The sequence below is a fragment of the Burkholderia seminalis DSM 23518 genome (assembly GCF_902832885.1).
GTDB classification, from domain to species: Bacteria; Pseudomonadota; Gammaproteobacteria; order Burkholderiales; family Burkholderiaceae; genus Burkholderia; species Burkholderia seminalis.
On the sequence record NZ_CADFDK010000007.1, the window covers coordinates 166,032 to 181,345 of the forward strand.

Sequence of the window (15,314 nt, forward strand, 5' to 3'; positions counted from 1 at the left end):
GCCCCTTACTGGCCGAGCGTGGCCTGCGACCAGAGCTGGTCGACCTCGGCCTTGCGCGCCGCCGCCTTCGCGACATCGAGCGGGCGCACCTGCGGCGCGTTCGGCAGCTTCGCCGCGACCTCCGGTGCGACCGGCGTGCCGGGCACGGCCGGGCGCACGTAGCCTTGCGCGAACAGCGCCTGCCCGACGTCGCTCATCACCAGGTTGAGCCAGAGCTGCGCGGCCGACGGATTCGGGCCGTTCTTCACGAGACTCATCGCATAGGGCGCCGACACGCTGCCGTCCTGCGGAATCACGATGTCGGCCGCGTCGCCCATGCCGTCCGCGTACTTCGCCTTGAGTCCGTCGTTCTCGTAGCCGATCAGGATCGGGATCTCGCCCTTCACGAACTTCGCGTACGGCGTCGTGCCCTCGACGCGCAGCACGTTGCCGGCCTGCTTCAGCTTGCCGAAGAAGTCCGCGCCCGGCTTCGGGTTCTCGACGCTGCCGCCGTTCGCATACGCGGCCGCGAACACCGCGACCTGGCCCTGCCCCGTGGAGCGCGGATCGAGATAGACCACCGCGTTGCGGTACTCGGGCTTCAGCAGGTCGGACCAGCGCTGCGGCACGTTCTTGACGAGCTTCCGGTTGACGAGAAACGCGATGTTCAGCGAATGCACGGCGAACCAGCGGCCGTCGGTCGCGCGGAACACGCCCGGCAGCTTGTCGAAATTGACCGGCCGGAACGGCGCGACGACATCCTTGCCGGCCGCATCGAGCGCCGACGCCGCGAAGTAGTACGCGGTGTCGGCCTGCGGGCGGCGGCGCGACTTGTCGAGCGCGACGACGGTCGCGGCCGAGCCGATGTCGTTGTACGTGATCTCGACCTTCGGATAGCGCTTGCGGAATTCGGCGAACAGCGCCTTCCAGTTCGCCCATTCGGGGCCGGTGTCGAACGACACGACGAGCCCTTCGTCGGCCGCCTTCGCGTACAGCGCGTCTTCGCCCGGGTACAGCGGCGCGGCCTGCGCCGCCGCGCAAGAGAGCGCCGCGAGCGCACACAGCGCCAGCACGCGGGCGCGCATGGCTTTCACAAGAGGGGAGCCTGCAATCATCGTGAATCTCCGTTAAACGAAAGGAATCAGTGCGCGTCCGGCGCTGCCGGCAGCACGAGCAGATGGCGCGGGTCGAGCGCGATGCTGCGCACGGCCGGCTCGCGCCCTTCGCACAGCAGCACGTCGGCCGAGCCGTCCGGAATGAAGTCGTAGCGCTGCGTCGCGCCGAAGTACCGCACGTCGCCGCGGCGGCCTTCGATGCGATTCGTGCTGTGCGCCGGCGGATCGGCCTGCACGTGCTCGGGCCGCACGAGCACCGCGATCGCGTCGCCCGGCCGATGCGCACCCGTTTCCGCACGCAGGGTCGCGAAACGCACGTCGATCTCGCCGTGCGCGCGCACCTGCCCGCGCAGCAGCGTCGAATGCCCGACGAAGCGCGCGACCTGCGCGGTGGCCGGGCGTTCGTACAGGTCGCGCGGCGTGCCGGCCTGGAGCACGCGGCCGCCGTCGACGATCGCGACGCGGTCGGCCATGCTCAGCGCTTCGTCCTGGTCGTGCGTGACGAACAGCGTCGTCGCGCCGCATGCGCGCTGCAGCGCGCGAATCTCGTCGCGCAGTTGGTGGCGGATGCCGGCATCGAGCGCCGCCAGCGGCTCGTCGAGCAGCAGCAGCTTCGGCTCGATCACGAGCGCCCGCGCGAGCGCGACGCGCTGCTGCTGGCCGCCGGACAGCATCGCGACGCCGCGCGTCGCATGGGCCGCCAGCCCGACCCGCTCGAGCATGTCGAGCGCGCGCCGGCGCCGCAGGTCGGCCGCCACGCCGCGCATGCGCAGCCCGTACGCGACGTTGTCGACGACCGACAGGTTCGGGAACAGCGCGTAATGCTGGAACACCATCCCCACTTCGCGACGCCACACGGGCACGCCGGCCACGTCGGCGCCGCCGATCGCGATGCGGCCGCGCCAGCCGTCGAGCAGCCCGGCCGCGAGCCTCAGCAGCGTGGATTTGCCGGAGCCGCTGCGCCCCATCACCGCGAGCAGTTCGCCCTGCGCGGCGGACAACGTGACGTCGTCGACGCCATGGCGGGCGCCCGGATACTGGAAACTGACGTGTTCGAATTCGAGACTCATGGATGACTCACTTCAGACGTTGCACGGTGCCGACGGACACGAGCGTCGCGAGCACCGCGAGCACGAGCAGCACGACGGTGGCCGCGCATGCCATCCCGGTCGCGCCGTAGAACGCCTGCAGCAGCACGATCGGATAATTCCGGTAGCGAAAGCCGGCGATCAGGTTCGAGATCTGGAATTCGCCGATCGACAGCGCCGCCACCATCACGAGGCCGGAAAACAGGCTGTGCCGCAGGTTCGGCAGCACGATCGTGACGAACTGGCGCAACGGCGTCGCGCCGAGCGTCGCCGCGCAGGCCTCGAGCCGCGCGAGGCCGAGGTGGCGCAGGTCGCCGAGCAGCGTCTGCAGCAGATACGGCAACGTCAGCACCGCGTGCGCCGCGATCATCAGCGGCAGCGTGCCGAGCCACGGCAGCGTGTCGCCGCTGAAGATCGCGATGTAGCCGAAACCGAGCGTCAGCGCCGGCACGGCGACCGGCATCAGCATCACGACGCGCGTCGCGAACCCGCCGCCGGCCTGCGCGCGATGATGCAGCGCGTAAGCGAGCGGCAGGCCGATCACCGCGTTGAGCGCGCAGCACGCCAGCGCCACCATGAAGCTCACGCCGAACGCGCGGGTGAAGCTCCGGTTCGCGGCCAGGTCGGCAAACCAGTGCCCGGTGACACCCGAGGGCAGCAACGTGTTCGTCCACGATGCGCCCACCGAGCCGATCAGCAGCAACGCGATCGGCAGCAGCAGGTAGAGCGCGAACACCGCGAGCAGCGCCTGCAGCAGCAGGCGGCCGACACGTGGATGCGCTGTTCTGTTACGACGAATCGGAACACCGTCGGCCAATGCCGGGGCGGTTGACGGATGCATGAGCACACTCGCTGACGATCGGGGAAAACTTCGTGCGACGCCCGCCGGGCGAGGCCGGCTTGCGTTGTCGAAGCCGGCGCAGTGTGCGGTTTCGACATGGCATCGTCATGAAAAAAACGTAAAAAGCGCGCATCGACCTGTGCAAGGACGGAACAGCCCGCCATGAAGCACCTGTATCCGAACGTGGCGGAGCTGCACGCATTCGCCGCGTCCGCGAAGTACCTGAACTTCTCCTACGCGGCCCGCGAACTGGGCCTGACGCCGAGCGCGGTCAGCCGGCAGATCGCGAACCTCGAAGCGCTGTTCGGCGTGAAGCTGTTCGTGCGCGAGGGGCGCGGCCTCGCGCTCACACGGGCGGGCCAGGTGTATCACGCACGCGTCGTCGGGCCGTTGCGCGAAATCGGCAACGCGTCGATCGAGCTGCTGAGCGCGCGCGAGAACAGCGACCTGCTGACGATCGCGAGCGTGCCGACGTTCACGACCAAGTGGCTGCTGCCGCGCCTCACGCGCTTTCTCGCCGCCGCGCCGGGCGTCACGCTGAGCTTTCGCCGCCATCTCGCGCCCGGCGACGTGTTCCCGTTCGGACTCGACGCGGCGATCCGCTATGGCGACGGCGGATGGGAAGGGGTGCGCAGCGACTACCTGGGCGGGCGCACCTTCGTGCCCGTCTGCTCGCGCGAATTCGCCGCCCGGCATGCGCTGCATACGCCCGCCGATGCGGTCGCCGCACCGCGCCTCGTGCACGAACAGGCCGAAATCGCGTGGTCCGCGTGGGCGGAGCGTCATCGCGCGTCGCAGATGAACGCACTGGCCGGCCCGCGCTTCGAGCAGTATTCGGTGCTGATCCAGGCCGCGCAGGCCGGGCTCGGGATGGCCCTCGTGCCGCGTTTCCTGATTCTCGACAATCTCGCGGCGGGCACGCTGGTCGAGCCGTTCGACGCACCGGTCGACGTCGACGCACAGGGGCATTACCTGTGTTACGCGCCGGAGCGCCTCGACACGAGCGAGGCGTTGAGACGGTTCAGGGACTGGATGCTGGACGAAGCCGGGCGCGCGTAGGCGCCCCACGTCGCCCCGACAACGAGCGGCGCGCGCCGCCGCCCGGCCACGCGCGCTGCACCGGACGCCGCCCGGCGGCGGCATCCGGCCTGCCGCGTCAACGCCCGATACCGAGCCCCGGCAGCACGCGTGTGTTCTCGGCCACGACCGCATGCAGCAGGCGCGGGTCGGCGCCGAGCAGCGCGAGGATCGTCGGCGCGACCTGCTTCGTGCCCACGAGATCGTTCACGGTGCGCGCGCGATGGACGCCCGGATACGACACGAGCAGGCCGAGGTGGCTGTCGTCCGGCGCGTTGCCGCCGTGCTCCTCGTCCTTCTTCGTGCTCGACGTGTAGATCACGCCCGGATTCGGCTGGACGATGATGTCCGGCGTGCGGCCGTTGGCCGGATCGCCGAAGCGCTCGGCCAGCGCCGCGCCGTACAGGATGGACGCCTGCGCACCGTCCGCGCAGATCCCCGGCGCGTTGCAACCCAGGTTCGCCTTCAGCGTCTCGACCACGGCCGTGCGCTGGCTGCGGTCGCGCAGCCAGATCAGGCCGACGTCGTCGGTCTGCACGAAGCCCGTGCCGACCAGGCCGGAACCGTCGTTCAGGTTGCCCGTCGCCGTGCTGTTCTGGCCGAAGTTGCCGTTCGGGTCGAGGTAGTTGTTCGTTTCGAGCAGCTTCGTCAGCGTGTCGCCGTTCTTCACGAGCTTCGTGTGATCGGAAGGCGACTGGCCGTGCTTCGACGTGACGATCACGGCCGTCGACGCGTACAGGTTGGCCTGCTTCAGCGCCGCGACGATACGGCCGATCGCGTTGTCGACGTACGTGATCGCGTTCGCGACCTGCCCGTTCGGCGTGAAGTCGGCATCGAGATAGCCGCCGCCCTTCGCGACCGGCGACTTCTGCGCAACGCTGAGCGTCTGGAAGTTCGCGCCGAACAGCGTCGGCACCGGCGCGCTCTTCGTGCCGGTCGAGTCGCGGCCTTCGATCTGGTTGACCAGCGCCTGCACGTGCAGGTTGTCGAAGCGCGCGGTGTGCGAGTAGACATCCGTGTAGTCGGTGTTCGTCGCCGGGTCGATCGAGTTGATCTCGGTGCGCATCAGGTCGTCGACGCCGGTGCCCGACGGGCCGTTCAGCCAGTCGTAGCCCCACGCATGCTTGTCGGCCCACGCGGTGCGCGCGTTCGGCACGCCGGCCTTCACGGCTTCGAACACCGTGTTGGTCTTCACGTAGTTGTGCGGATAAACGGGCACGCACCGGCCGTTCACGCGCGCGTGCGGAATCGCCTGCGGGTTGAACGCGCCGCCGCCGTCGAGGTGCACGAGCTTGCCGCCGTCGATCGCGTCGATGCCGGTCGTTTCGTCGAACACGACGTTCCAGCCCTGTTTACCCGAGCATGTCGTATCGCCCGGCGCATACAGGTTGCGGTCATACGACACGTCGTAGAACAGGCCGGCCGTCTTCGGCGAGCCGCCCGTCACGAGCGCCGCGAGGCCCGGGAACGAATCCGACAGGCCCGGCGTATAGGCGTTCGCGTACGTCACGCCGCTCTTCGCGAGCACCGCGATGTTCGGGCACGCATTCGCGCCGATGCAGCGCGCGAGATCCTGCTCGTGCAGACCGTCGACGCTCAGCAGCAGCACGTGCTTCACGACGCGGCCCGCATGGCCGTTGCCCTCGCCCTGGCTGTCGCCGTCCTGCTGCGCCGCATGCGCGCCCGCGCTTGCGAGCGTCAGCGCGCCCGCCACCATCACCGCCATGTTTCGTTGCTTGACGAACCTGGAAATCATCACCCCACCTCATCGATTGACGTTTGAACTGCACGACTTGCCATCCGGCGCGCAAAATATCGCCGGATCGTGCGGCGGTCGCATGAAGCGAGGCTTTCTGTTCTCTGTCAAACGTAACCAATCGCAAATGACAAGAATCGGTCGCAATACGCGGCTCTTGCGTGCGCCGACCCGTGCGGCCGGATTTTTTTTCGGCTTGGCCCGCGACTATTGGTGTGTGATAAAGGGTTTTCCCTGACCCGGAGCACGAGTATGTCGACCCTGGAAGCTCTCCGGTTCGTGCTGGACGATGCACGCACCCCCGAAATCATTCGCCACCACGTCGTCGACGCGCTGCAGTACGCGTTGCGCAACTACGGACAGGTTTTCACCGCGAAGGAAGTCGAATGGCTGACGCAGTGGGACGACGCGCGTCTGCCGCTGGCCGCGAGGAAGGAACTGGACAAGCGCGAACCGGCGATCGCCGCGCGCTGACAAAAAAAGCCGCCGCGCCCGACCGGTGCGGGCGCGGCGGCTGATCGCGGCAAGGCTTACTGCAGCCCGAAGTCGACGCGGGTCGTCGCGCCCTTGTCCGAGATGCCCTTCGCGTCGAGCTTCGGCGCGACGACGAACACGCGGCTCGAGTCGATCTTCCCGTCGAGGTACTGGCGCACGGCCTGCGCGCGCTGCTGCGCGAGCGCACGCAGCGCGTTGTCGTCGGCCGGCGCGTGATCGGCCAGCGCCTGCTTCATGTCCGCATCGGGCAGCGTCTTCTGCAGCCCGACCAGGTTGCGCGGCTTCTTGAAGTCGGCGGCCTTGTACGCGCGCGTCAGGTACTTCGAGTATTCGGCCTTGTCGACCTTCACCGACATCGGATCGATGCTCTCGCCCTGGCCGACCACGTCCTTCAGCTTCTGCTGGCGCACCAGACGCTCGACGTACGCGTCGCGCAGCCCCGGCGTGTCCTGCGCGGGATCGACGCGGCCGATCAGGTCGAGCCGGATCGACGACTTCTCGGTCAGCATCTTCACGACGGTGTCGAGCTTCTTCTGCTGCGCGTCGGTCAGCTCGTACGAACCCGGCGCGAACTCGACGTAACCGAGATCCTCGCCGCCGCCGCCGAACGCGTTCGCGAGCAGCGTGAACGGCGACGTGACGGCCTTCGCGATCAGGTTCAGCACCGCGTGCCAGATCAGCCCGCCGACGCTGAATTCCGGATTCGACAGCGACCCTGACACCGGCAGGTTCACGTCGATCTGGCCGCGCGTGTTCTTCAGCAGCGAAATCGCGAGCTTCACCGGCAGCTTCGTCGCGGTGTCGTTCTCGACGCGGTCGCCGAACGTCAGCTGGTCGATGAAGATGTGGTTGTTCGCCGACAGCTGGTCGTTCGCGAGCTGGTAATGCAGGTCGACGTTGAGCTTGCCCTTCGTGATCGGATAACCGGCGTATTTCGCCGAGTACGGCGTCAGGTTGGTCAGCTCGATGTCGTGCGCGGTGGCCGTCAGGTCGAGCGCCGGCTTCTCGATCAGCGGGTTCACCGACCCCTTGATCGAGATCGGCCCGTTGCCCGCGAGGTTCGCGGCCACGTCGACCGGCGCGGACGTCGTCGAATCCGTGCCGAACGCGCCGACCGTGCCCTTGATCGCGACGAGGTTCGCCGTGTAGTTCGGCTTGATGAAGTTGTCCGTGTAGGTCACGCGGCCGTCCTGCAGCACGAGCTGGCCGAAGTGCATCCGCACCGGATTCTGCGGCTGCGGTGCGGCCTTCACGACCACCGTCGCCGACGCGGCGGCCGGCGCGGACGCCTGCCGGGCGGCGGCAGCCGATGCGGCCTGCGCGGCGGCGGGCGGCGTCACGCCCGGCGACAGCGGCACCGGTTCGCCCTTGCTCGCGTCGCGCGTGAGCGACTGCGCCGGGCCCGTCTCCTTCGCGACCACGTCCTTCAGGTTCAGCCGCCCCTGCGCATCGAGCAGCACGCGGCCGTAGAAGTTCGAGAACGTCACGCGCGCGGCGTCGACATCGGTGCCCTTCTCGTCGTAGTTCGCCTTCAGGTTCGACAGCGCGAGCGAGCGCCAGCCCGCGAACGGGTCGGACGTCGCCTTGTCGAGCATCCGCACGTCGACCAGCGCGACGTCGCCGCGATAGGTCGCACGCGGCGTGTCCTTCACCTGCGCGAACGTCAGGTTGCCCTGCGCGTTGAGCAGCGCGCTCGCGATCGTCGCGTTCAGCGCGCTGCCGAAGTACGGCTCGAACGCGGCCGCATCCAGCCGGTTGCCGTTGATCTTCAGGCCGAGCTTGAGCGGCTGCGCGGTCACGTCGCCCGTCACGTTCAGCGAACCCTTGCGGTTCAGCGTCGCCTTCAGCTGCACGGGCAGCGGTTTCGTCATGTCGTCGCTCAGCTTCTGCACCGACAGCTCCAGCGGCTTGATCGCCAGTTTCACCGGGCGCGGCGTCGACAGGTCGGTGAAGTTCGCGGACGCATCCTTCACGTTCAGCGCGTCGATCCGGTAGTGCCACGTCGGCGCGGCGGCCGCGGCCTTGCGCGCGACCGTGCGCTTCGGCACGGCCGCCTGCGCGGGTTCGGCCAGCGCCGCGAGGTCGATCTTGCCGTCCTTCAGGCGCTTCACGTCGAGTGCCAGCCCGCTCGCGTCGACGCTCGCGATCTCCACGGTGCGCGCGGCAACGTCGACCTTCGCGATCTTCGCGCTCGCGTCGGGCAGCACGATCGCGGCCGCCTTGTTGTCGGGTGCGGCAATCTTCAGCGTTTTCAGGCTGACCGAGCTGTCGGCGACTTCCGCCGCGAGCGGCGTCTTGCCCCAGTCGGTCTTCGCGTTGACGGTCGCGCCGAGCGTGCCGTCGAGCACGCGCGCGCGCGTCGCCTCGCCGAGGTACGGCTGCAGCGCCGGCAGCGCGAGCGCGGCGACCGTCAGCTTCGTGTCGGCCTGCTTCGCCGCGAGACTGAACGCGCCTTCGGCCGTCAGGTCGCCACCGCGCGACAGCGACGTCGACACCGTGTATTTCGCGGGCGTCTTGCCCCGCAGCGAGAAGCCGTCGAGCGTCGCGGCGAGCTTCGTCAGCGAGATCGCGGTCGGCGTCGCCGGCACGCGGTCGTCGACGTTGACCGTGCCGCCGTCGATCGCGAAATGACGGATCGTCAGGTCGAGCGGCGGCGCTTCCTTCGCGGCGGCGGCGGCGGTGTCGGCCTTCGCGCCGCTGGCCGCGGCGACCGCGGCACCGGAAGCGGCGGCAGCGCCCGACGCGGCCGGCTTGCCGGCTTCGGCCTTCGGCGCGGCGGCCGGCTGCGCGGCGAGCTTCTCGACGTTCAGCACACCCTGCTTGTCGCGCGACAGGTCGACCACCGGCTGGTCGATCCTGATCTCGTCGAAGTGCATCGCGTTGCGAAGCGGCTCGAGGCTGGCCGCCGCGACGTGGACGCCGCGCGCGGCGAACAGCGGCGCGGACGCGAGGTCCGTCACCTTCGCGTCGTTCAGGTCGACGGTGCCCGACACGCGCAGCGCGGGCGTCTCGCCGCTCATCACGAAATTGACCGTGAGGTTGCTGCTCAGCAGGCCGCTCGTCACGGCCACCGGCAGCTTCGCCGGCACGTACGAGATCAGCTTCGGCACGTCGAGGCGATCGAACTTCAGCGCGACCTCCGATTCGCGCGACTGCGCGAACGGCTTGGTCTTGCCGTCGATCGAGATCGGGCTGCCGTCGAAGCGCGCGCGCAGCTTCGGCTCGACGAAGATGTCGGTCTTCGAGGCCAGCGTCGCGATATACGGGATTCCGAGCGTCCAGTTGTCGACCACGTGCTTCTCATTCAGCAGGCGGTCGTCGAAGTCGATCCGGCCGTCGTTGACCTGGATGTTCGACACCGAAAACTGCGTCGGCTTGCTGTCGGGCTTCGGCGACGGCCCGGAGGAGAACTTCTCGATCAGGTCGGTGAAGTTGAAGCGCTGCGCGTCGTAGCGGACGACGTGAAAGCGCGGCGAATCGAGCCGGATTTCGTTGACGATCGGCGCGCCGCGGAACAGCGACGACCACGACGGCCTCACGACGAGCTTGCCGATGTCGATGAAGTCGCCCTGGCCGCCGCGCTCGCCGAGGTGGATGCCGTCGGCCTCGAGGTTCAGCGTGTACGGGTTCAGTGCGATGCGCTGGATCGTGGCCGGCCGGTCGAGCTGCTTGCTCAGTTGCTGTTCGGCGACGTGGCGGATCAGCGGCGGCGCCGCGAAGAACCCGAGCAGTCCGAACAATACGAGGAAGATCAGCACGCCGATGCCGATACGCCGGGTCCGGCGCGAGCGTGCAATGCCACCGAGGGCATGGAGGGTCGAGGGTACGGTTTCTTTGTCTGCGCTTGCCATGCTTGAATGCCTCGGGAATGGATGCCGGGCCGCGCCGGACAACCGGGCGGCCGCGCACGCTATCCCGAAAGTATAGGCTCAGGTGGTGACGGTACGAGGGTCGGATGCGGCCGCCGCGCCCGCGGGTCGGACAACCGCGGCGGTCAACCGTTCATTTCCGGACGACGACGGGCGGCATCCACGTGCCGTCGCTTGCCTGCGGCTTCGGTGCGTACAGGCGCAACGCGAGCGCGAAATCGGTGCGCGGCGCCGGCAGCCAGTTGCCCGCATGCGCGGCGCCCGGCGACGCCGATACGACGATGTCGATCGAGCCGTCGTGGTTGCGGCGCAGCCGGTCGCGATCGCCGAGCGAGCGGCGCGCCGACCCGACGTCGGGCAGCGCGCCGCTCGTCGTATAGGGCGTGAGCGTCCAGAATGCGCGCACCGGCGGCAGCGCACCCGGCGCGAAATGCAGCACGTAGCGGTTCGCGCCGTTCAGCGCATGGCCGTCGCTGTCGACGCGGACGACCGCGAGCGTCTCGTCGTCGCGCGTCGCGGTGCCGAACTGCGTGTAGGCGGCATAGGCGCGCAGCGCGTAGTCCTGGCCGTACTTGCCGGCCGTGTCGCCGATCCAGCTCCAGCCGTTCGCGTTCAGCAGGTTCGACGGCGGCGTCACGAGCCGCGCGCGCGCCTCGGCCACGCCGGCCGTCGCGGCCGTGAGGCGGTCGCCCGTCCACAGCACCGGATAGCCGGCCGTCACGCCGATGTCCCCGAGGAGTTCCTGCGCATGCGCGTCGTCGGCCGGCGCCGGGTTGTCCTGCAGCGCCTGCGCGAAGCGCGTGAAGAACGCCTTCGGGTCGAGCGCGGCCACCTGCTCGGCTGGCGTGCCGCCGCTCACCGCTTCGGCCGGCGCACTGCCCGCATGGACCGCGACCGACGCGCCGCGCGCGGCGCCTGTGTAAACAGACAGCGGCACCACGCGGATCGCGCGCTGCAGCTTCTTCACGTTCGTCAGGTCGCGCCCGCCGCTCGTCTGCAGCCGCACTTCGAGCCACGCGTTGGCGGACGGCACGTCAATCCGCAGCGCGCCCTTCGGCAGCGTGCCCTGCCAGTCCTTCGCGGCGAAGGCAATCGTTTGCGCCCGCGCGCCGCCGCGGGCACCCCGAGCCGCGACGCTCGACGACGACCACAACACGTTCGTCCACATGTCCAGTGCGCGCGCGTCCCAGTAGCGGCCGCGGGTATCGGGCAGCGTGACGATCACGGGTTCGGCGGCGACGTCGAGCCAGCCGGTCGAATCGAGCGTGTCGACGCCCGGCAGCGGCGGATTGACCGCGCCGACGGGCGGCAGCGCCTGTGCGTGGCGCAGCGTGTTGAGCGGCGCCTGCCCCGGTTGCGCGCCGTCACCGCCCGTCGCCGCTTCCTTCGCGACGTCCATCAGCACGAGCGGATACGCATAGACATAGGAGTCGGCGACTTCGGCGCGCATCCAGCCGGTTTTCCGCTGGATCGCGTCCGGTTGCGACGCGCACCCCGCGAGCACCACCGCCATGGCCAGCGACGCGCACGCGCGCCGCAGCGAAACTGATTCCTGCAGGTTTTCAATCATCGATTACTGGCCGAATATCGTTCTTTTGAGTCAACGCCTTGTTCGTCTCGCGAACGGCGAATGCAAGGCACCCCAGCCTGCCCGGATGCCGTTTTGCAACGTTTCGCAACGGTGGGCGCTGATGTCAGGCCGGTATCATAGCGCCTAAGGGCATCCCCCAATATGCCGAATAACGGGTCGGGCGGTAGTTCGAGCGCGATCGGCACGGGCGGCGCTGGCTCGGAGTGATCCAACCCCCATTCAAATGATGGATGAGACCGTTGCAGACGCTTGACCTTGCCATCATGGGAATGTTGATACTGGAATCATTCGCGGCACGAACCGCGTTTCTGGGGAATCCGACATGACTGAACCACTTGCCTCCGCGGCGCTGCAAACGATCGAACTGAGCGTCGACGGCATGCATTGCGGCGGCTGCACGGGCCGCGTGCAGCGCGCGCTGGCCGCCGTGCCGGGCGTCGTCGATGCGGTAGTCGATCTCGACACGCACACGGCGACGGTGACCGCGCAGGACACGGTCGAGCCCGGCCGGCTCGTCGACGCAATCGGCGAGGCCGGCTACCGTGCGGCGGTGCGCGACGCGGCGCTCGAAGCCGGCGCGACGACGCACGCGGCTCACGGGTTGCATGAGGACACGCCGTCCGCGGCAGCGACGGCGCGTGCTCCGGCGGCCACGATCGAACTCGATATCGATGGAATGACCTGCGCGTCGTGCGTATCGCGCGTCGAAAAGGCACTGGCCAACGTGCCGGGCGTCACGCGCGCGTCGGTCAACCTCGCGACCGAACGTGCCACCGTCGACGCAGCGGCGGGCGTCTCCGCGTCGCAACTGGCGGATGCCGTGAAGCAGGCCGGTTATGGCGCGACGCCGACGGCGCCCGATATCGCCATTCCGAGCGCCGCCCCCGCCACGCCTGCCAGCATCGAACTCGATATCGACGGGATGACCTGCGCGTCGTGCGTGTCGCGCGTCGAAAAGGCGCTGGCCAACGTGCCGGGCGTCACGCGCGCGTCGGTCAACCTCGCGACCGAACGTGCCACCGTCGACGCGGCGGCGGGCGTTTCGGCATCGCAACTGGCGGACGCCGTGAAGCAGGCCGGCTATGGCGCGACGCCGGTCGCCGCCGCCGCGCCGGCCACAGCCTCGCCCGCCTCCGCCGACCTCGAACTCGAGATCGGCGGCATGACCTGCGCGTCCTGCGCCGGCCGCGTCGAAAAGGCGCTGGCCGCCGTCCCGGGCGTCGCACGCGCGTCCGTCAATCTCGCGACCGAGCGCGCATCGGTGCACGGCGCCGGCGCACTCGACGCTGCCACGCTGATCGCGGCGGTCACCACGGCCGGCTACCAGGCATCGCTCGTCGCCGCGCCGTCGGCCGGCGCACCGGCCGGCGCCGACGCGCCACCGGCCCGCCCCGCGCAGGATGCCGATGCACGCAAGCGCCGCGAAGCCATCCGCGAACGCAACCTCGTGATCGGGTCCGCCGTGCTGAGCGCGCCGCTCATCGCGCCGATGCTCGTCGCGCCGTTCGGCATCGATCTGATGTTGCCGGGCTGGCTCCAGCTCGTGCTCTCATCGCTCGTCCAGTTCGGCTTCGGCGCGCGCTTCTACCGCGCGGCCTGGCACGCGGTGAAGGCGCGCACCGGCAACATGGACCTGCTCGTCGCGCTCGGCACGTCGGCCGCCTATGGCTTGAGCCTGTGGATGCTGCTGCGCGATCCCGCGCATCCCGGCCACCTGTATTTCGAGGCATCGGCCGTGATCGTCACGCTCGTGCGCTTCGGCAAATGGCTCGAATCGCGCGCGAAGCGCCAGACCACCGAGGCGATCCGCGCGCTGAACGCGCTGCGGCCCGACCGTGCGCGCGTCGTCGAGCACGGCGTCGAACGCGACGTGCCGCTGGCGCAGGTGCGCGTCGGCACGCAGGTCAGCATCCGGCCGGGCGAGCGCGTGCCCGTCGACGGCCGGATCGTGTCGGGCCGCTCGCACATCGACGAATCGCTGATCACCGGCGAAAGCCTGCCCGTGCCGAAGGACGACGGCGACCCCGTCACGGCCGGCTCGATCAATGGCGAAGGCGCGCTCGTCGTCGCAACCACCGCGATCGGCGCGGAAACGACGCTTGCCCGCATCATCCGCCTCGTCGAATCCGCGCAGGCCGAGAAGGCGCCGATCCAGCGGCTCGTCGATCGCGTCAGCGAAGTGTTCGTGCCGGCGATCCTCGGCATCGCCGTGCTGACGCTGGTCGGCTGGCTGATCGCCGGCGCCGGGACGGAAACCGCGATCCTCAACGCGGTCGCGGTGCTCGTGATCGCCTGCCCGTGCGCGCTCGGCCTCGCGACGCCCGCCGCGATCATGGCCGGCACGGGCGTCGCGGCCCGGCACGGCGTGCTGATCAAGGACGCGCAGGCGCTCGAACTCGCGCAGCGCACGACCGTGATCGCCTTCGACAAGACCGGCACGCTGACCGAAGGCAAGCCGTCCGTGACGGCGTTCGACGCCGTCGGCGTGCCGCGCGACGAAGCGCTCGCGCTCGCGGCGGCGGTGCAGCGCCAGAGCGACCACCCGCTCGCGCGTGCCGTGGTCGCCGCACACGATGCGGGCGTTGCCGCGCGCGGCGACACGACGCCGCCGGCCGTCGCGACCGATGCCCGCGCGGTGGCCGGACGCGGCGTGGAAGCGCGCGTCGGCGGGCAGCGGCTCGCGCTCGGCAGCACGCGCTGGCGCGACGAACTCGGCATCGCGGTGCCGCCCGAGCTCGGCGCGCGCGCGGCCGAACTCGAACGCGCAGGCAACACGATCTCGTGGCTGATGCGTGCCGATGCGCCGCGCGCACTGCTCGCGCTGATCGCATTCGGCGACACCGTGAAGCCGGGCGCCCGCGACGCGATCGCGGCGCTGTCGGCGCGCGGCGTCGCGAGCGTGCTCGTGACCGGCGACAACCGCGGCAGCGCGGCGGCCGTCGCGGCGGCGCTCGGCATCGGCGAAGTGCATGCGCAGGTGCTGCCCGACGACAAGGCACGCGTCGTCGCCGAACTGAAGCGCACGCACGACGGCATCGTCGCGATGGTCGGCGACGGGATCAACGATGCGCCCGCGCTCGCCGCGGCCGATGTCGGCATTGCGATGGCGACCGGCACGGACGTCGCGATGCACACGGCCGGCATCACGCTGATGCGCGGCGATCCGGCGCTCGTCGCCGACGCGATCGACATCTCGAAACGCACGTACCGGAAGATCCAGCAGAACCTGTTCTGGGCGTTCGTCTACAACCTGGTCGGCGTGCCGCTCGCGGCGCTCGGCTGGCTGAATCCGGTGATCGCGGGCGCGGCGATGGCGTTTTCCAGCGTCAGCGTCGTGACCAACGCATTGCTGCTGCGGAGATGGAAAGGCCGCGCACGCTGATGCGTGCGGGGGGCGATGGCCGGACGGCAGAATGACCGTTCGGCCATCGTCCAGCCGGAAGGGTCGGGAGGGTAGCCGGCATATGCCGGTTGCGGCGCACCGGATCGGCGGGACGGGCCGG

General features: G+C 69.6%; 9 protein-coding genes. 3 read left to right on the plus strand and 6 right to left on the minus strand.

Annotated elements, in window-relative coordinates; translation table 11 throughout:
• Positions 1–5 precede the first annotated feature (5 nt).
• Genes HWX00_RS22400 through HWX00_RS22410 form a run of 3 tightly spaced genes read right to left on the minus strand, consistent with a single transcriptional unit; the run spans position 6 to position 3,023 of the window.
• Entirely contained in the window at positions 6–1,094 is a 1,089-nt protein-coding gene (locus HWX00_RS22400; RefSeq protein ID WP_059559089.1) for an extracellular solute-binding protein, read from the minus strand.
• A 26-nt stretch (positions 1,095–1,120) separates the two neighbouring features.
• Complete coding sequence (locus tag HWX00_RS22405) at positions 1,121–2,164, minus strand: ABC transporter ATP-binding protein (RefSeq protein WP_034187685.1); 1,044 nt, start codon at positions 2,162–2,164, stop codon at positions 1,121–1,123.
• 7 nt (positions 2,165–2,171) lie between these two features.
• Positions 2,172–3,023: an ABC transporter permease gene (locus tag HWX00_RS22410; protein WP_034187684.1), complete on the minus strand. Its 852-nt coding sequence runs from the start codon at positions 3,021–3,023 to the stop codon at positions 2,172–2,174.
• Between the two features lie 162 nt (positions 3,024–3,185).
• On the opposite strand from HWX00_RS22410, the gene HWX00_RS22415 reads away from it, so the two are divergent.
• Positions 3,186–4,082: a LysR substrate-binding domain-containing protein gene (locus tag HWX00_RS22415; RefSeq protein WP_124670392.1), complete on the plus strand. Its 897-nt coding sequence runs from the start codon at positions 3,186–3,188 to the stop codon at positions 4,080–4,082.
• A 97-nt stretch (positions 4,083–4,179) separates the two neighbouring features.
• Here the strand turns inward: HWX00_RS22415 and HWX00_RS22420 are convergent, their stop codons facing one another.
• Positions 4,180–5,856: an alkaline phosphatase family protein gene (locus HWX00_RS22420; protein WP_175029190.1), complete on the minus strand. Its 1,677-nt coding sequence runs from the start codon at positions 5,854–5,856 to the stop codon at positions 4,180–4,182.
• 252 nt (positions 5,857–6,108) lie between these two features.
• Between HWX00_RS22420 and HWX00_RS22425 the strand changes: the two genes are divergently transcribed.
• Positions 6,109–6,330, plus strand: a complete 222-nt coding sequence (locus HWX00_RS22425) for a hypothetical protein (RefSeq protein WP_034187681.1) — start codon at positions 6,109–6,111, stop codon at positions 6,328–6,330.
• Positions 6,331–6,386: 56 nt separating this feature from the next.
• On the opposite strand, the gene HWX00_RS22430 is transcribed toward HWX00_RS22425, so the two are convergent.
• Both HWX00_RS22430 and HWX00_RS22435 read right to left on the minus strand, forming a co-directional pair.
• Positions 6,387–10,202: a DUF748 domain-containing protein gene (locus tag HWX00_RS22430; protein ID WP_175029189.1), complete on the minus strand. Its 3,816-nt coding sequence runs from the start codon at positions 10,200–10,202 to the stop codon at positions 6,387–6,389.
• Between the two features lie 151 nt (positions 10,203–10,353).
• Positions 10,354–11,790, minus strand: a complete 1,437-nt coding sequence (locus HWX00_RS22435; protein WP_175029188.1) for a DUF1254 domain-containing protein — start codon at positions 11,788–11,790, stop codon at positions 10,354–10,356.
• A gap of 343 nt (positions 11,791–12,133) precedes the next feature.
• Here HWX00_RS22435 and HWX00_RS22440 point away from each other — a divergent pair, with 343 nt between their 5' ends.
• The gene (locus HWX00_RS22440) at positions 12,134–15,193 is read left to right on the plus strand and encodes a heavy metal translocating P-type ATPase (protein ID WP_175868145.1); all 3,060 of its coding nucleotides are present in this window, start codon (positions 12,134–12,136) and stop codon (positions 15,191–15,193) included.
• Positions 15,194–15,314: the final 121 nt, after the last annotated feature.

Excerpts from the sequence above, each read along its gene's own strand:
- HWX00_RS22420 (WP_175029190.1), bottom strand. The coding sequence starts at position 5,856 with ATGATTTCCAGGTTCGTCAAGCAACGAAACATGGCGGTGATGGTGGCG.
- HWX00_RS22440 (WP_175868145.1), top strand. The coding sequence starts at position 12,134 with ATGACTGAACCACTTGCCTCCGCGGCGCTGCAAACGATCGAACTGAGC.
- HWX00_RS22430 (WP_175029189.1), bottom strand. The coding sequence starts at position 10,202 with ATGGCAAGCGCAGACAAAGAAACCGTACCCTCGACCCTCCATGCCCTC.
- HWX00_RS22410 (WP_034187684.1), bottom strand. The coding sequence starts at position 3,023 with ATGCATCCGTCAACCGCCCCGGCATTGGCCGACGGTGTTCCGATTCGT.
- HWX00_RS22405 (WP_034187685.1), bottom strand. The coding sequence starts at position 2,164 with ATGAGTCTCGAATTCGAACACGTCAGTTTCCAGTATCCGGGCGCCCGC.
- HWX00_RS22400 (WP_059559089.1), bottom strand. The coding sequence starts at position 1,094 with ATGATTGCAGGCTCCCCTCTTGTGAAAGCCATGCGCGCCCGCGTGCTG.
- HWX00_RS22435 (WP_175029188.1), bottom strand. The coding sequence starts at position 11,790 with ATGATTGAAAACCTGCAGGAATCAGTTTCGCTGCGGCGCGCGTGCGCG.
- HWX00_RS22425 (WP_034187681.1), top strand. The coding sequence starts at position 6,109 with ATGTCGACCCTGGAAGCTCTCCGGTTCGTGCTGGACGATGCACGCACC.
- HWX00_RS22415 (WP_124670392.1), top strand. The coding sequence starts at position 3,186 with ATGAAGCACCTGTATCCGAACGTGGCGGAGCTGCACGCATTCGCCGCG.